Origin of the sequence: Streptomyces sp. NPDC086989, assembly GCF_044745505.1 — a bacterium.
Lineage (GTDB): Bacteria > Actinomycetota > Actinomycetes > Streptomycetales > Streptomycetaceae > Streptomyces.
On the sequence record NZ_JBIVAL010000015.1, the window covers coordinates 81,667 to 100,143 of the forward strand.

General features: G+C 75.6%; 3 protein-coding genes. All 3 read right to left on the reverse strand.

Annotated elements, in window-relative coordinates:
* Positions 1–51 precede the first annotated feature (51 nt).
* The 3 genes from ACIPK4_RS30950 to ACIPK4_RS30960 are packed head-to-tail and all read right to left on the reverse strand — an operon-like array spanning position 52 to position 18,391.
* Entirely contained in the window at positions 52–10,554 is a 10,503-nt protein-coding gene (locus ACIPK4_RS30950; protein WP_402318733.1) for an amino acid adenylation domain-containing protein, read from the reverse strand.
* Positions 10,551–10,832 carry a phosphopantetheine-binding protein gene (locus tag ACIPK4_RS30955; protein ID WP_402318736.1) on the reverse strand — a complete coding sequence of 94 codons (282 nt, stop codon included), beginning with the start codon at positions 10,830–10,832 and terminating at the stop codon, positions 10,551–10,553. The genes ACIPK4_RS30950 and ACIPK4_RS30955 overlap by 4 nt, the downstream gene beginning before the upstream one ends.
* A complete protein-coding gene (locus ACIPK4_RS30960; protein ID WP_402318738.1) occupies positions 10,754–18,391 on the reverse strand; it encodes an amino acid adenylation domain-containing protein in 7,638 nt (2,545 codons plus the stop codon). The genes ACIPK4_RS30955 and ACIPK4_RS30960 overlap by 79 nt, the downstream gene beginning before the upstream one ends.
* Between the last annotated feature and the right edge of the window lie 86 nt (positions 18,392–18,477).

Genomic DNA, 18,477 nt, shown 5'->3' on the forward strand with positions numbered 1-18,477 from the left:
TGGTGGGGGAGCTGGGTGGAGCGGGGGATCGGGGGAGCGGGGTGGAGCGGGTCAGGAGGGCAGGGCCGTGGCCAGCAGCCCGGCCAGCGCGGCGCAGTGCGGGGGGTCCACCAGGTCGTGGTGGTTGCCCGGGACCGCCGCTCGCACGACGTCGCCCGCGGTGCGCGGATGCCAGGCCGTCGGGTCCACCAGCGGGGTCCCGAGTTCCGGGTGCCGCTCGTCGACGGTGAAGAGGTGCAGGCCGACGGCGAGGACGGCGTCGGTGCGGTAGGCGGCCGAGGCCGCTCCGTTCGCCTCGGCGACCCGCAGCACTCTGCGCAGTGCCTCCGTGGGGGCGGTACGGGGGAGGGTGCCCTCCGCGCGGCCCCAGCGCACCAGGACGTCGAGCAGTTCCTCCTCGTCCAGTTCGCGCGCCGAGTCGGCGTCGATCCCGGCGGCGATGCCGTACCGCAGCAGGTCCGGATCACCCGGCCCCGCAACCGAACCGGCCCGGCCTCCGGGAGCCGCTCCCGGCGCGGCCGTGTCGATCAGGCCGAGGAAGGCGACCTCCTCGCCGGCGGCCTCCAGCCGGGCGGCCATCTCGTAGGCCACCGTCCCGCCGAAGGACCAGCCGGCCAACAGGTACGGGCCGTGCGGCTGCTCCTCGCGCAGGGCGGCCAGGTAGCGCTCGGCCATCTCGGGCACGGTCTCCAGCGGCCTCTCGTCGGTGTTGTAGCCCACCGACTCCAGACCGAGGATCCGCCGGTCGCCCCCGGGACGGGCGGACAGGTCCCGCACCAGGTCCCGGTAGCAGACGACATCGCCGCCCCGCGGGTGGACGAGGACCAGCGGCGGCCTGGACGGGTCACCGTCGGCCAGCGGGACCAGCAGCCTGGCGGCGGCCGCCCCCGCGTCCGGCAGCGCCTCGCACAGCAGCTCCACGGTGCGCCGACGGAACACCAGGTTCAGCGGCAGCTCCACCCCGAACTCCCGTCGCACGGCCGCCATCAGGGCGAACGCCTTGAGCGAGTGGCCGCCCAGCGCGAAGAAGTCGTCACGCACCCCGATCGGGGCCGTGCCCAGGGTCTGCTCCCACAGCCGCGCCATCCGGAGCTCGCTCGTGTCGCGCGGGGCGATCCGCCCCGCGCCCCCGCCGCGCGCCGCGTCCGCCGACGGCGCGGGCAGCGCCTTGCGGTCGAGCTTGCCGTTCGGGGTGAGCGGGAGTCGCTCCAGGGCGGTGAGGACCGCCGGGACCATGTACTCGGGGAGGTCCTGGCGCAGGAAGTCGCCGAGCTCGCGCACGTCACCCTCCTCGTCCCGCCAGGTCACGTAGCCGGCCAGGACGGCGTCCACCCCCGCGCCGTGGACGGCCACGGCCGCCGCCAGCACCCGCGGGTGGCGGGCGAGCGCGGACTCGATCTCGCCGAGCTCCATGCGGTGGCCGCGCACCTTCACCTGCCCGTCGGCCCGGCCCCGGTACTCCAGCGTGCCGTCCGCGAGCCGGCGTACGAGGTCACCGGTGCGGTACAGGCGTTCGCCCGCCCCGTACGGATCGGCTACGAACCGGTCCGCGGTCAGGCCCGGCCGTCCGTGGTAGCCGCGGGCCACCCCGTCACCGCCGATGTAGAGCTCGCCGAACACGCCCACCGGCACCGGGCGCAGCGCCGCGTCCAGTACGTGCAGCCGGGTGTTGGCGAGCGCCGTGCCGATGGGCACCGGCCCGTCGCCGACGGGGCCGGACAGCCGGTGCGCCGTCGACCAGACGGTGGTCTCCGTCGGCCCGTACACGTTCCGGACGGTGCCCAGCGCCGTACGCATCCGCTCCGCCAGAGCCGACGGCAGCGCCTCGCCGCCGCACAGCGCCCGTACGTGCGGTGCCCGCCACCCCGACTCCATGAGTTGGTGCCAGGTCGCCGGAGTGGCCTGGACGACCGTGACCGGCGCCGCGTCCAGCTCCTTCGCGAGCAGGGTGCCGTCCCGCGCGGTCTCGCGGTCGACGACCCGTACGGTCGCTCCGCACACGAGCGGGACCAGGAGCTCCAGCACGGCGATGTCGAAGGAGGCGGTGGTGACGGCCGCGACGGTGTCACCGGCCGTCAGTTCCAGCCTGCTGACCATGTCCCGGCTGAAGTTGGCCAGCGCCCGGTGCGGGACGGTGACCCCCTTCGGGCGTCCCGTCGAGCCCGAGGTGTAGAGGGCGTACGCCAGCTGCTCCGGCTCCAGCCGCACGGGTGCGGGGTCGGCCGGCGCGCTGCCGTCCGCGGCCAGGGCGTCGAAGTCCACCACGGCGACCCCGTCCGGGGCCTGCGCGGGGCCGGACAGCCCCGACACCACCATGATCCGGGCGCCGCTGTCCGCGAGCATGTAGCCGATGCGGTCGGCCGGATAGCCGGGGTCCACGGGCACGTACAGGCCGCCGGAGCGCAGCACGCCCAGCAGCGCCGCGGGGAGCAGCACGGAGCGCTCCGCGCAGACCGCCACCGCGGCCTCCGGACCGACGCCGAGGCGGGTCAGCTCCCGGGCCAGCCGGCCCGAGACCTCCCACAGTCCGGCGTACGTCAGGCTCCGGTCGCCGTCGTCCACGGCTACCGCCCGCGGCGTACGGGAGGCCTGCTCGCCGACGAGTACGGGCAGCGGCCGGTCGGCGGCGGGCTCGACGGAGCCGATGCCCTCACCCAGGATCCGGCGCTCCTCGGCCGGACCCATCAGGGGCAGGGCGCCCAGCGGGGTCGTGGGATCGGCCACCGCGGCCGTGAGCAGTTCGGTCAGCGCCGAGGTCATGCGCTCGACGGTCGCCCGGTCGAAGAGGTCGGTGGCGAACACGGCCTCACCGCGCAGCGCGCCCTCCTCCTCGACGAAGTACAGCGAGAGGTCGAACTTCGAGGCGCCGCTGGCCAGCGAGAGCGGTTCGACGTCGAGGCCGGCCGGCGCGGGCGGTGCGGCGGCCTCCTCGTCGAGCACCAGCATCACCTGGAACAGCGGGTTGCGGCTCAGGTCGCGCTCCGGCCGCACCTCCTCCACGAGACGCTCGAACGGCACCTCCTGGTGGGCGTAGGCCCCCAGCGCCGTCTCCCGTGCCCGGTCCAGCAGCTCGCCGAAGGCCGGGTCGCCGGACAGGTCTGTACGAAGCACCAGGTTGTTGACGAAGAAGCCGATGAGCGGCTCCAGTTCGGTGCGGTCGCGGCCGGCGATGGGGGAGCCCACGGCCACGTCCTCGCCACCCGACCAGCGGGCCAGCAGGGCCTGGAAGCCCGCCAGCAGCACCATGAACAGCGTGGCGTCGTGCCGCCGCCCCAGGTCGCGCAGCTGCCGCAGCAGCGGCTCGGGCAGCTCGAAGGAGAACTGCTCGCCGCGCCCGGACGGGGTGGCCGGCCGGGGCCGGTCGGTGGGCAGGTCCAGCGGGGCGAGGCCGCCGAGGCGGTCGCGCCAGTACCCCAGGGTGTCCGCGAGGGCGTCGTCGCCGAGGCGGTCGCGCTGCCAGGAGGCGAACTCACGGTAGGAGACCGCGAGTTCCGGCAGCGGCTCGGACCCTTCGACGGTGCGGGCCCGGTAGGCGGCGAAGAACTCCCGCCAGAACACCCCCACCGACCAGCCGTCGAAGGCGATGTGGTGGGCCACGATCACCAGCAGGTGTTCCCGCGCCGCGATCCGCACCAGCCGGGCCCGCAGCGGGCCCGCGGCCGTCAGGTCGAAGGGCAGCGCGGCGTCGTGCGCGGCCAGCTCGCGCGCCCGCTCCTCGGCCGCCGGCGCACCGAGCTCCGAGAGGTCGGTGAAGTCGGGGGCGAACAGGGAGGCCGGGCCGGGCACGGCACGGGCCGCGAAGGCCCCCCCGTCGCCGCCTTCCCCGGTCTCCTCGATCCGGGAGCGCAGCACCTCGTGCCGGGTGACGACGTCCGTCAGCGCGCCCAGGGCGGCAGCGGTGTCGAGCCCCCCGGTCAGCCGTACGGCACCGGGCATGTTGTAGTCGGGCCGGCCCGGCTGGAGCCGGTCCAGCAGCCACAGCCGCTGCTGCCCGAAGGACAACGGGCCGGGCCCCTCGGGCAGCGCGGGGATCGTCGCTCCCGGCGCGTCCGCCGCGACCGGTGAGGCAAGCGCCCGGGCCAGGTCCTCGGCCACGGGGTGCCGGAAGAGCAGCTGCATCGGGATGTCCAGGTCCAGCAGGGCGCGCAGCCGGGAGATGACCCGGGTGGCGCGCAGGGAGTGCCCGCCGCGCTCGAAGAAGTGGTCACGGACACCGATCGGGCCCTCGCCGAGCACCTCCTCCCAGACCTCGACGACCGTCCGCTCCAGCGGGGTGCGCGGGGCCACGTGCGCCCGGTGCCCGCCGGTCGTGCCGGCCTCCGGCGCGGGCAGCGCCCGGCGGTCGGTCTTCCCGTTCGGGGTCAGCGGCAGCGCGTCCAGCACCACCAGCGCGGACGGCACCATCGCCGCCGGCAGGGCCGCGCGGACGAAGTCCAGCACGGCGGCCGGATCACCGCCGCCCTCCCGCCACACCACGTACCCGGCGAGCAGCCGGTCGCCGCCCTCGCCGTGCGCGGCGGCCACGGCCCGGGCCACGTCCGGATGACGCAGCAACGCGGCCTCCACCTCGCCCAGTTCGATCCGGTGGCCCCGGACCTTGACCTGGTTGTCCCGGCGGCCGTGGAACTCCAGCACCCCGTCGGAGCGCAGTCGTGCCAGGTCGCCGGTACGGTACATGCGCGCGCCGGGCGGCCCGTACGGGTCCGGCGGATAGGCCTCGGCGGTGCGCGCCGGATCGCCCAGGTAGCCGCGGGCCACCCCGCGTCCGGCGATGAACAGCTCACCGATCGCGCCCCGGGGGAGCGGTTCGAGGTGCTCGCCGAGCACGAGGACCCGGGCGCCGGGCAGCGGCCGCCCGATGGGGATGCGGCCCGCCTCGATGTCGGCGTCGGTCACCACGTGGTACGTGGTGGTGTTCGTGCACTCCGTCGGACCGTACTGGTTGACCAGCCGCAGCCGGCCGGGCACGCCCAAGGTGTGGGCGGCGCGCGCCAGTCCGGGCGTCAGCGCCTCGCCGGTGGTCATCACCAGCCTCAGCGCGGCCGCGGGTTCGGTGACGGCGGCGACCAGCGGTTCCAGCATCGACGGGACGATCGACAGCAGCGCCGTCACACCCTCGCCGTGCAGCAGCCGGGCCAGCGCCTCCGGGTCCGCGGCCTCGTCCTGCGAGGCCAGCACGATCCGCCCGCCGGTGGTCAGCGGGGCGAACAGATCACGCACCGAAGGGTCGAAGGTCAGCGCGGTACGGGCGAGCACCGCGTCCTGGGGCCCGAGCCCGAAGGTGGCGGTCAGCGCCGCCAGGTAGCCGGTGATGGCGCCGTGTGTGACGGCCACGCCCTTGGGGCGGCCGGTGGACCCGGAGGTGTACAGCAGGTAGGCCAGGTGCGCGGGGGAGGCCGGGACGGGCGGCTTCGTGGCGGGCAGCGTGTCCACCACGTGCTGCTCGGCGTCCAGGTCCAGGACCGGTACGTCGCCGGTCAGGTCCGTGGGCGGGCCGGCGGGCAGGCCCGCCGTCAGCACCAGGTGGGCGCCGCTGTCGGCGAGGACCGTACGGACCCGCTCGGCCGGGTGGCCCGGGTCGAGCGGCACGTAGGCGCCGCCGGCCTTCAGCACCGCGAGGACGCACACCAGCATCCGCGGGTCCCGGCCGGCCAGTACGGCCACCCGGGTCTCGGGGCCGGTGCCGAGCTCCCGCAGGCGGTGGGCCAGCCGGTTGGCGGCCGCGTCGAGCTCCGCGTAAGCGATGGTGCGGCCCTCGCAGGTCACGGCCGGGGCGTCCGGCCGCAGCCGGGCCTGTTCCGCCACCAGGGCGTGCAGGGTGCCGGCCGTCGGCACGTCCTGTCCCCCCGGGCCCTCCCCGAGCAGGGCGGCGTGTTCCCGCGGGGACAGGACGTCCAGTCGGGACAGCGGCGCGTCGGGGGTCTCGGCCGCACCGGCCAGCAGCCGCAGGTAGTGGGCGCCGAACCGCTCGACGGTGGCCCGGTCGAAGAGGTCCGTCGCGTACTGGACGGTGCCGGTCAGACCGCCGGGGTGCTCGGTCATCGCGAGACTGAGGTCGAACTTGGCCGTCCCGTTGGAGGTGTCGAGGCTCTCGACCTCCACACCGTCCAGCGGCAGGGCGGCGAGCTGCTCGGGATGGAGCTGGAACAGCACGTCGAACAGCGGGTTGCGGCTGAGGTCGCGTTCCGGCCGCAGCTCCTCCACCAGCCGGTCGAAGGGAACGTCCTGGTGCTCGTACGCGGCCAGCGCGGTCCGGCGCACCCGCCCCAGCAGTTCACCGAAGGCCGGGTCGCCGGACAGGTCGGTGCGCAGCACGAGGGTGTTGACGAAGAAGCCGACGAGCGGCTCCAGTTCGGTGCGGTCGCGGCCCGCGATGGGCGAGCCCACCGCGATGTCGACCTGGCCCGTGTAGCGGGCCAGCAGCGCCTGGAAGCCGGCCAGCAGCACCATGAAGAGGGTGGCGCCGCGCTCCCGGGCCAGCGCGCCGAGCCGCTGGGCGAGCTCGGCCGGGACCTCGAAGACGAAAGCGTCGCCCGCGCCGGAGCGCACCTGCGGCCGCGGCCGGTCGGTGGGCAGCTCCAGGGCCGGGAGCCCGCCGAGGGCCGCCCGCCAGTGCATGATGCCCGCGTCGGCCTCGCCGTCCGCCAGCCGACGCTGCTGCCAGTACGCGAAGTCCCCGTACTGGACCGGCAGTTCCGGCAGCACCGGGCGCTCGCCGCGACGCAGGGCCGCGTAGGCCCCGGACAACTCCCGCCACAGCACCGGCATCGACCAGCCGTCGCCGACGGTGTGGTGCAGGACCAGGACGAGGAGGTGCTCGTCGTCCGCGACCCGCACCACGCGGGCCCGCAGCAGGGGCGCCGAGCCCAGGTCGAAGGACGCGGCGGCGTCGGCGTGGGCCAGGCCGAGCGCCCGCGAACGGGCCTCCTCGCGGGGCAGGTCCCCCAGGTCGGTGCGGACGGGGACGAAGACCTCCGGCGCCTCCACGACCTGTACGGGGCCTGACGGGCCCTCGGCGATCCGCGAGCGCAGCACCTCGTGCCGGGACACCACCGCGCACAGCGCGGCGGCCAGCGCGTCGGCGTCCAGCGCGCCCCGCAGCCGGGCCGCGACGGGAATGTTGTAGTCGGGCCGGCCGGGCTGGAGCTGGTCCAGGAACCACAGCCGCTGCTGCGCGAACGACAGCGGCGCGGGCTCCCCGGCCGGCCGGGCGCCGATCGCGGTGACGGCGGTCGCCGGCGCGGCGGCGTCGGGGCCGTCGCCGCGCAGGGCGTCCAGCGCCGAGGCGAACCGCTCCAGCGTGGGGTGCTCGAACAGCAGCCGCAGCGGCACGCCCGTGCCCAGGCGGGCACCGAGCCGCGACACGGCGCGGGTGGCCCGCAGCGAGTGACCGCCGAGGGCGAAGAAGTCGTCGTGGCGGCCGATCCGCCCGGCGCCCAGCACCTCGCCCCACACGGCCGCGGCGAGCTCCTCTGTCGCGGTCGCCGGCGCCGCGAACTCGGCCCGGAGCACCCCCTCCTCGGGGGGCGCGGGCAGCGCGCGCCGGTCCAGCTTGCCGTTCGGCGTCACCGGCAGCGCCGTGAGCGACACGATCGCCGAGGGCAGCATGTACGCGGGCAGCCGGTCGGCGAGCGCCCGGCGCAGCTCCGCCGGGTCCGCCACCTGGGCCTCCGAGGGCACCACGTAGGCGACCAGGCGCTGCTCGCCGGGGGTGTCCTCGCGGACCAGCACCGCGGCGTGTCCGACCCGCGGGCTGCGGGCCAGTTCGGCCTCGATCTCGCCCGGCTCGATCCGGTGGCCGCGGATCTTGACCTGCTGGTCGCTCCGGCCGAGGTAGTCGACGGTGCCGTCGGGGCGCCGCCGGGCCAGGTCGCCCGTGCGGTACATCCGGGCACCCGGGGCGCCGTACGGGTCGGGGGTGAACTGCCGCGCGGTCAGGCCGGGCCGGCCGAGGTAGCCGCGGGCCACGCCGGTACCGCCGATGCACAGTTCGCCGACGGCGCCCTGCGGCACGGGGCGGCCGCGCCCGTCCAGGATGTACAGGCGGGTGTCGTCCAGGGCGGTGCCGATGGGGACCCGGCCGTCGACGACGGCGCCGGCGCGGGGGTCCAGCCGGTGGCGCGTGGCGAAGGTCGTGGTCTCGGTGGGCCCGTAGGCGTTGACGACGACGGTGTCCGGAGCCTGCTCCAGGGCACGGGCGAAGGAGTGCGGGGAGGCGGCCTCACCGCCGGTCCACACCTCCCGCACCCGCGTCAGCAGCTCCACGCACTCCTCGACCACCAGGTTGAACAGGGCGGCCGTGAGGAACATCGAGGTGATCCGGTGCTCCTCCACCAGCCGGGCCAGGGCGGCGGTGTCCACCCGGCCGGGCGGCGCCATGACCACCAGCCCGCCGGACAGCAGAGGTGCCCACAGTTCGTACGTCGAGGCGTCGAACGACAGCGGGGAGTGGGCCAGGACCCGCCGGTGCGCGGTGCCGAAGGCGGTGTCACGGGCGAGCGCCGCGACATTGGCGTGGGTGACGCCGATGCCCTTCGGCTCGCCCGTGGAACCGGAGGTGTACATCACGTAGGCCAACTGGTCCGGCGAGCACGGCGGGTGCGGGACCGGTGCGGCGGCCGGAGCCCCGCCCGCCGGGGCCGTCGCGTCGAGCACCGGTACGGGCGAGGTACGGACGGCCTCGTGGCCGGCCGTCGCCGGATCGGCGAGCAGCAGGCGGGCGCCGGTCCGCTCCAGCATCCAGTGCAGCCGGGCGACGGGGAACCCCTCGCCGAGCGGGACGTAGAGTCCGCCGGCCTTCAGGACGGCCAGGATCGCCACGGGGAGGTGGACCGAGCGCTCCATCAGCAGGGCGACCGGGGTTTCGCGCTCCACCCCGGCCGCGGCCAGTCGGGCCGCCAGCACGTCGGACCGGGAGTCGAGTTCGGCGAAGCTCAGGCGGTCGGCGCCGCAGACCACGGCCTCGGCGCCGGGGGTGCGCCGGACCTGCTCGGCGAACAGCTCCACCAGGGAGGCCGGGGCCAGGTCCGGGCGGACCGTGCCGTGACCCCCGGCCGCGATCCGGGCCGCGGTCGGGGCGGAGGGCAGCAGCTCGGCCACGGGACGGTCGGGCTCCTCGGCGGCGGAGGCCAGCAGCTCCAGGTAGTGGCCGAGGACGAGTTCGGCCGTGGCCCGGTCGAACAGGTCGGTGTCGAAGACCAGCGAGCCGGAGCAGGTCTCGGCGCCCTCGGAGACGAAGACGCTCAGGTCGAAGAGGGAACCGCCGAAGTCGGTCCGCACGGCCTGCGCGTCCAGGCCAGGCAGTCGCAGCCCGGCCGTCTCGTCCTGGGCCGACGCGAACATCACCTGCACGAGCGGGTTGCGGTCGCCGACCCGCTCGGGGCTCAGGTGCTCCACCAACCGGTCGAAGGGCACCTCCTGGTGGTCGTACGCGTCCACCGTCGCCCGGCGGACCCGGCCGAGCAGCTCACGGAAGCCCACCTCGCCCGACAGATCGGCACGCAGCACCACGGTGTTGACGAAGAACCCGACGAGGGGCTCCAGTTCCACGCGGTCGCGCCCGGCCACCGGGGTGCCGACGGCGATGTCCGTGCTGCCGGCGTAGCGGCCCAGAGCGGCCTGGAAGCCGGCCAGGAGCGTCATGAAGAGGGTGGCGCCGGCGCCCTCGGCGATCCCGCGCAGCCGAGTGGTGAGGCGGGCGTCGAGAGTGAACTCCAGGCTCGCGCCGTCGCCGCTGCGACGGGTGGGACGGGGCCGGTCCGCGGGGAGTTCGAGAGCCTCCAGCCCCGCCAGGGACTTCTCCCACCAGCGCAGCTGACCGTCCATCGCGCCGCTCGCGAACCGCTCGCGCTGGGTACGGGCGTACGCCTGGTACTCCAGGGGCAGCGGTGCCTGCGCCAGGGGCCGCCCCGCGAGCAGGGCCGCGTAGCCCTCGGACACCTCCCGCCACAGCAGGTTCATGGACCAGCCGTCGGTGGCGATGTGGTGGACCACCAGTACCAGCAGGTGGTCCTCGGCGCCGAGCCGGATCAGCAGGGCGCGCAGCAGCGGGCCGGCCGCGAGGTCGAAGGGTCTGCGGACCTCCTCCCGGGCCAGGCCGCGGGCCCGGTCCTCCAGTTCGGCGAGGGGGGCGTCGCCCAGGTCCAGCACCGGCAGCGGGACGACGGCCGGGGCGGGCAGGACCACCGGGTGCGGGGCGCCGTCACGCTCCTCGAAGACGGTGCGCAGCGGTGCGTGGCGGGCCACTACGGCCGTCAGGGAGCGGCGCAGCGGCTCCGGGTGGAGGCGGCCGCGCAGCCGCACGACCTCGGGGATCGCGTAGCCGGGGGTGCCGTCCGCCATCCGGTCCACCAGCCACATGCGCTCCTGGGCGAACGAGGCGACGGGCTCGGTGTCCGGCCCGTCAGCGGCCGGAGCGGGGACCGGCGCCGGCGCGGCGGCCGGACCGGCCGCCGTGTCGTCCAGTGCGGCGCGCACACGGCGGCGCAGCAGTTCACGGGCGGCGGCCAGGCGGCTGTCCGTGCCGGTGGCCGGCAGGCTCTCCTGGGTGGTCACGAGGTCTCTCCCTGAAGTACGAGTGAAGGAACGGCGGCGTCGGTGGCGGCGAACGGGGCCGGCTCGGCCTCCAGTTCGGCCAGCAGCACCGTTTCGACGGCGATGGCGAGGGCGGCGACGGTCCGCTGCTCGAAGAGGGTGTGCAGGGGCAGGTCCAGGCCGAGGGACTGGCGCAGCCGGGCCGCCACCCGGGTGGCGCTCAGCGAATGCCCCCCGAGGGCGAAGAAGTCGTCGTGGCGGCCGATCCGCGGCGCGTCCAGTACGGAGGCCCACACCATGGCGATGAGTTCCTCGGTCTCCCCGCGGGCGGCTCGTACCCGGTGGCGGCCGCCGCGGCGGGCGCCGGGAGCGCCCTGCGGTCGAGCTTGCCGTTCGGCGTGACGGGCAGCCCGTCCACGACGACCAGCACCGGCACCATGTACTCCGGCAGGGAGCGGGCCAGTTCGGCGCGCATCGGCTCGGTGTCCGGGGCCGGGTCCGCCCCGGCCTCCGGGACGACGTACCCGACGAGCCTGCGCTCGCCCGGGACGTCCTCGCGGACGACGACCGCGGCCCGGCCCACGCCGTCGAGGTGGCCCAGCGCCGTCTCGATCTCGCCGAGTTCGATCCGGAAGCCGTGGATCTTCACCTGGTCGTCGGTGCGGCCCAGGTACTCCACCGAGCCGTCGGCCCGGTGGCGGGCCAGGTCCCCGGTGCGGTACATGCGCGAGCCCGGCGGCCCGAAGGGGTCGAGCGGAAAGCGCTCGGCGGTCAGCGCCGGGCGCCGCAGGTATCCACGGGCCAGGCCCGCCCCCGCCAGGAACAGCTCGCCGGCGACCCCCACCGGGACGGGCCGGCCCCGCGGGTCGAGCACGTACAGCGAGGTGTTCCAGATGGGCCGGCCGATCGGCACGGGCCCGGATTCCTGGCGCAGGCAGTCCCAGTGCGTGACGTCCACGGCCGCCTCCGTGGGCCCGTACAAATTGTGCAGGGGCACGTCGAGCACATCGAGGAACCGGTTCTTCAGCTCCTCCGGAAGGGCCTCGCCACTGCACACGACCCGCCGCAGCGACCGGCAGCGGCCCGCCTCGGGATCCTCGACGAACGCCGCCAGCATGGACGGGACGAAGTGGACGGTGGTGACCGACTCCTCCTGGATCACCCGGCTGAGGTAGGCGGGGTCCTTGTGCCCGCCGGGCTCGGCGACCACCAGGGCCGCGCCGGTGATCAGCGGCCAGAAGAACTCCCACACCGACACGTCGAAGCCGAACGGGGTCTTCTGGAGCACCCGGTCGTCCGCGCCCAGCCCGTACCGGTCCTGCATCCACAGCAGCCGGTTGACGATGGCCGAGTGCTCCACGACCACGGCCTTGGGCCGCCCCGTCGACCCGGACGTGTAGATCACGTACGCGGGGTGCCCGGGCAGCGGCGCCGGCCCCACCGCACCGGGGTCCCCGTCGTGGACGGCACCCGGATCCAGCCGGGGCAGGTCCGCCGCGGCGGGCAGCGCCGCCGCCACCTCGTCGTCCGCGAGCAGCAGCACCGGCGCGGCGTCGGACAGCAGGTACGCGATCCGGTCCGCCGGCAGCGAGGGGTCCACCGGAAGGTAGGCCGCCCCCGACTTCAGCACGGCCAGCAGCGAGACCACCATCTCGGTGGAGCGGTGCAGGGCGACCGCGACGATCTCCTCCGGGCCGGCGCCCCGGGCGCGCAGGGCCCGCGCCAGCCGCTCGGCGCGGACGTCGAGTTCGCCGTACGTTAGGCGCTCGCCGTGGAAGACGGTCGCCGGGGCCTGCGGCGTCCTGGCCACCTGCTGCGCGAACAGCTCCACCAGCGTGGTGTCGGGGACCGGCACGGCGGTGCCGTTCCACTCCCGGATCAGCCGGTGCTGCTCCGCGGACAGCAGGTCCACCTCCCCGACCGCGGTTGCGGGGGCGTCGGCGACGGTCGTGAGCAGCCGCTCCAGCGCCTCGCCCAGGCTGCGCGCCGTCCGCGCGTCGAGGACGTCCGTGCGGTGGTCGAGGTGCAGCCGCAGCCGCTCCCCGGGCAGCACGATGAGGTTGACGGTGTAGTGGGTGGCGTCCGAGCCGTCCACCCCGGTCAGCCGCGGTCCGCCGGCCAGCTCCCGCATCGACTCCAGGTCGAGCGGATAGTTCTCGACGACGACCGTGGTGTCGAAGAGGGCGCCCAGCCCGGCCGCCCGCTGGATGCCGGCGAGCCCGACGTGCTGGTGGTCCATCAGCTCCGCCTGCTCGTCCTGGAACCGGCCGATCGCGGCCAGCAGCGGCTCGTCCTCGCGGATCCGGAACCGCACGGGCAGCGTGTTGATCAGCAGGCCGACCATGTCCTCGATGCCCGCGACGTCCGCGGTCCGCCCGGAGACGGTCCCGCCGAACACCACGTCGTCCCGCCCGGTCACCCGGCCCAGCAGGATCGCCCAGACACCCTGGACCACGCTGTTGAGGGTCACGCCCGCGGTACGGGCCCGTGCGGTGAGCCGGGCCGTCAGCTCGGCCGACAGCTCCACCGGGACCCGCTCGGGCAGCGCGTCGATCCGGTTCGGATCGGCCGCGCCCAGCAGGGTCGGCTCCGCCAGCCCGGCCAGCGCGGTGCTCCACGCGGTCTCGGCGGCGCCGTCGTCCTGGCGGGCGAGCCAGTCCAGGTGCGAGCGGTACGGGACCCCTTCCGCGACCGCGCCGGACTCGGCGCCCGAGGTCTGTTCGGCGTACCCCGTGAGCAGTTCGCGCAGCAGGACCGCCGAGGACCAGCCGTCCCAGACGATGTGGTGGTTCGTCATGACGAGGCGGTGCTCGGACGGGCCGAACCGGACCAGGGTGAAGCGCACCAGCGGCGGCCGCTCCAGGTCGAAGCGGCGGGCCCGGTCGGCCGCGAGCAGCCGCCGCCACTCCCGCTCCCGGTCCGCGGAACCGAGTCCGCCCAGGTCCACGGCCTCCCACGGCACCTCGACGGACTCGACGACGATCTGCGCCGGCCCGTCCAGACCCTGGTCGGTGAAGGCGGAGCGCAGCGCGGTGTGGCGGCGCAGCAGCCGGTCGCAGGACGCCCGCAGGGTGTCCTCGTCCAGGGCGCCGTCCAGGGTGAGGACGATCTGGCCGGTGTAGGCGTCCAACGCGCCCGCGTCGAAGGCGGAGTGGAAGAACAGCCCCTCCTGGAGCGGCGAGAGCGGCAGCACGTCGCAGAGCCCGGCGTAGCGCGTGGCCAGGGCGTCCGTCTCCGGCTGCGTCAGCCGGACCAGCGGCAGGTCACGGGGGGTGAGGCGGCGCGGTCGGGGGGTGCCCGTCCAGCCGGCCAGCAGGCGCAGGGCCTGGTCCCAGGCCGCCACCAGGGCGTCCGCCTCGGCCTCGGTCCACAGGTCCGCGGGATGGGTGACGACCGCGGTGAAGGCGGGACCGTCGGCGCGGTCCACGGCCATGGCGTCGATCTGCAGGGCGTGCTCGACGGGCATCGCCGGATCCACCTCGGCCCGCAGGCCGCCCGCCTCGGGGGCGGGGCTCCACGGCGTCTCGCCGCCACCGGCGAACCTGCCCAGGTAGTTGAACAGGATCCTGGGGCGCGGGAGCCCGGACAGCTGTGCGGCGGTCCGCGGATCGAGCCGGCTCAGCAGCCCGAAGCCCGTGCCGTGGTCCGGTACGGAGGCGACCGTCGAGTGGATCCGCGCGACCAGCTCGGCGAGCGCGTCACCGCCCCGGGCCGCCGCGTCCAGGTCGAGGCCGTCCAGGTCGAACCGGACCGGGTACTGGGTGGTGAACCAGCCCACGGTGCGCGCCAGGTCGTGCCGGCCGGTGCGGTCGACGCGGCCGTGGCCCTCCAGGTCGACCAGCAGCGAACCCGGGGCGCTGCCGGGGGAGCGCAGGCGGTGGGCCGCGAGGACCAGTCCCGCGAGCAGCACCTCGGCCGGGCCGGTGCGCAGCGCGCCGGGAACCCCGGCCAGCAGCGGGCCGGCGACCTCGGCGGGCAGGCCGAGCGTCAGCGTGCGCGTGGCGCCGGCGGTGTCCCGCACCGGGTCGGGGATCCGCTGCCAGGGCTCCCGCGGGTCCGGGGCGTCCCCGGAGCGCTCCAGCGTCGAGCGCCAGAAGGGGAGCTCGGCCTGCACCTCCGGGGAACCCGCCTGGAGTTCGAGATGGTGGGCCCACGCGCGGAACGAGACCTCCCCGTCCGCGGCCGGAAGCGGTCGCCCGGCGACGGCGGCCTCCCAGGTCGTGGCCAGGTCGGCCGCCAGGATCCGCCACGACACCCCGTCCACCGCCAGGTGGTGCACGCACAGCAGCAGCCGGTCCGGCGCCGCCCCACCGGTGTCGAAGCGCACGGCCCGGAGCATCACCGAGGACGCGGGGTCCAGCTGTCCGGACGCCTCCCGGGCCGCCTCCGCCATGATCGCGACACGGGAGGATTCGTCCGACCCGGCCACGTCGACGGTGCGGTACAGCCGGGACACGTCGACCGAGCCGGGCTCGCCGACCGTGCACAGCCGGCCCTCCGTGCCGAAGGCCACGCCGAGGCGCAGCGCCCCGTGCCGGTCCACGACCGACTGCAGGACCCGTACGAGCGTCGCGTCATCCGCGCCCTCGGGCAGGGTCAGCACCATCGACTGGCTGAACCGGCCGATGGGACCCGGCCCGTCCAGGAGCCAGCGCATGACCGGTGTCGCGGGGAGCGGACCGCACTCCGCGACGGCCGGACCTGCTGCAGCCGGGGAGGTCCCGTGGCCGGGCTCACCGACGGCCGCGGCGAGGGCGGCCGGGGTCTTGTGCGCGAACACCTCGCGCAGGGTGAAGGAGAAGCCCCGGGCCCGCGCCCGGCTGGTCAGGCCGAGGGCGGTGATGCTGTCGCCGCCGAGCTCGAAGAAGTTGTCGTCCGGGGTCGCGGCGGTGCCGAGGGCTTCGGAGAACAGGGCCGCGAGGGTCAGCTCGGTGGCGCCGTACGCCCGCGCGGGGTGCTCCGGACGGGCCGCGGCCTCGGGTACGTGCAGCCGCGCCCGGTCGACCTTGCCGCCCGGGGTGAGCGGCAGCCGGTCCACCGCCACGAAGGTGCGGGGCACCATGTAGCCCGGCAGGACCCGGCCCAACTCCGCCGCCAGCAGCTCCGGTTCGGGCGCTGGGCCGCCGTCGGCCGGCGGTGCGACGAAGGCGACGAGCCGGCGGGCTCCGCCCGCGGGGGCGTGCACGACGACCGCGGCCTGCCCCACCGAGGGCTGCCGGCCGAGCACCGCCTCGATCTCGCCCAGTTCGATCCGGTGGCCATTGATCTTGACCTGGCGGTCCACCCGCCCCAGGAACTCCAGTTCGCCCCGTGCCGTCCAGCGCACGAGGTCGCCCGTCCGGTACATCCGCGCACCGGGCACACCGGAGAAGGGGTCCGGCACGAAACGGTCGGCGGTCATGGCCGCGCGCCCCGCGTACCCCTGGGCGAGACCCGCACCGGCCACGCAGAGCTCGCCGGTCGCTCCCGGCGGCAGCAGCCGCAGCCCCCGGTCGACCACGTACGCACGGTGGTTGACCATCGGGCGCCCGATCGGCGGGATCCGGCCGTGCGAGGGCGCAGCCACCCGGTGCATGGTCACGGACACGGCCGCCTCGGTGGGCCCGTACGCGTTCCAGACCTCGCGGCCGTCCGTCGCCCAGCGGTCCACCGCGTCCCCGGACGGGGCCTCACCGCCCGTGGACAGGAACCGCAGCGCCGGCAGCCCCGCCGGGTCCAGCAGTGGCAGGAGCGCCGGCGGCAGGTCGGCGACGGTCACCGCGTGCTCGGCGAGCAACGCCTGGAGCCGGTCGACGTCGACCCGCTCGGCGTCGGTGGCGAGGACCAGGGTGGAACCGCTCAACAGGGAACCGAACACGTCCAGCACCGACACGTCGAACGACAGCGAGGCGAACCCGAGGAACCGTTCCGTGCGCCCCGACCCACCGGGGCCGCCGCAGCCGCCGGACCCGAGGCCGTCGCCCGCGCCGCACAGGGCGAGGTGGCCGCGCACGAAGTCGACGGCCGCCGCGTGCGGGACGACGACGCCCTTCGGCTCGCCCGTACTGCCCGACGTGTACAGCAGGTACGCGGCGGACGCGGCCGGCACCGGTACGGACCTCCGGCCGGAGCGGGACCCGTCGGCCGGCGCGCTCGCGTCGACCACGTCCGGCAGGTCGTGCGGCAGCCGGTCGCGGCTGCCCGGCCCGGCGACGACCGTGCGCAGCCCGGCGTCGCGCACGATGTACGCGATGCGCTCCGGCGGCAGGCCGGGGTCGAGCGGTACGTAGCAGCCGCCCGCCTTCAGGACGCCGAGCAGGGCCGCGACCATCGACGGGGAGCGCTCCACGCACACGCCGACCGGGACGCCCGGTCCGACGGCCGTCCGCAGCCGGTCCGCGATGTCCTCGGCCCAGGCGTCGAGCTCCCGGTAGGTGACCGCCTGGCCGGCGCAGATCACGGCGGCCCGCTCGGGGGCGCGCGCCGCCACCTCCTCGAAGAGCGCGTGCAGCGACACGTCCCCGGCCACGGGGTCCACGCCGCCCTCGGCGAAGGCGGCGAGCCGCTCCTCGTCCTCAGTGGTCAGGAAGGGCAGCGAGCCGACCGGAGCCTCGTCCTCGGCCGAGGCGAGGGCGACCAGGAAGCGGGTGAACCGCACCCGCAGCGCGTCGAGTCCAACCCGATCGACGTCCGCGGCGTCGCCCTCGGCCTGCACGGTCAGCGGGCTGTCGCCGCCGCGGTCGTAGACGTTGAGGGAGACGTGCTCCACCGGGCCGACCGAGAGGTTGTGCGCGGAGGCGGGAGCCCCGGCGAAGGACAGCTCGTAGTCGAAGGACATGAGGTTGACGGCGGCGTCCCACAGCCGCGGTCCGGTCCCGGTGAACTCCTCGATGCGGTACCGCTGGTGGCGCAGGGCCTCCTTGATGCCGGCCGAGGTGTCGCGCAGCAGTTCGCCGACCGTCGTGTCCGCGGTGACCGTCAGCCGCAGCGGCAGCACCTTGGAGAACATGCCGGGTGTCCGGCGGGCGTCCGGGGTGGTGCGGCCGGTGACCGGCAGACCCAGGACCACGTCCTCGGTGCCGCCCGCACGGTGCAGGTGGGCGGCGGCCGCCGCCATCACCAGCGCCGACCAGCGCGTGCCGTGCCGGCGCGCCGCCTCCCGCAGGGTGCGGGCGTCGGCCGCGTCGAGGTCGCCGCTCACCCGCACCGTCGTACCCGAGGCGGGCGCCGGGACGCTGCCGGTGAAGGAGACGGGCTCGGGGGCCCCGGCCAGCCGGGCCCGCCAGAACTCCCGGTCGTTCGCGCACCGTTCGGAGCCCGCGTACTCCTCCTCCTCGGCCACGATCCGCTCCCACGGCGCGCTCTCGACGGCCGGCACTGGCTCGCCCGCGACCAGCGCCGAGTACACCTGCGCGGTCCGCCGCGCGAGGATCGAGCCGGTCACCCCGTCCGCGACGAGGTGGTGGTAGCCCTGCATCCAGCGGTAGGCCGTCGGACCGGTCCGCACCAGGAGGTGCCGGCACACGTCCCCGGACGCCAGGTCCGTCGGCCGGGCCAGTTCGGCGCGCATCAGCCGCTCGGACTCGGCGTCCGGGTCCGGGTGGTCGCTGACGTCGACCGTCTCCATCCGCAGCGGCGGCGGCCCGGCGGATATCTGGTGCACCACGCCGTCCACCTCGGCGAAGCGGACGCACAGCGTCTCGGTTCCGGCCACCATCGTGCGCACCGCCTCGGCGAGCAGCTCCGGATCCACCGCCCCGCGGATCTCCAGGTACTCGGCGATGGTGTAGTCGAGGCGGGTGGGATCGAGCTGCTGTGCGAACCAGACGCCGTTCTGCGGCGGGGTCAGGGGCAGCGGCCCGCGGTCGTGAGTGGCCATGCGGTGGTCAGTCTCCTCAGTCGGATCGGTCGATCAACGACGACGTGAGGCCACTGTCCGCGACGGCCGGACGGTCCCGAAAGTCC

Bases quoted from the DNA above. Each gene is read 5' to 3' on its own strand.
- ACIPK4_RS30955 (WP_402318736.1), bottom strand. From the start codon at position 10,832: ATGGTGTGGGCCTCCGTACTGGACGCGCCGCGGATCGGCCGCCACGAC.
- ACIPK4_RS30960 (WP_402318738.1), bottom strand. From the start codon at position 18,391: ATGGCCACTCACGACCGCGGGCCGCTGCCCCTGACCCCGCCGCAGAAC.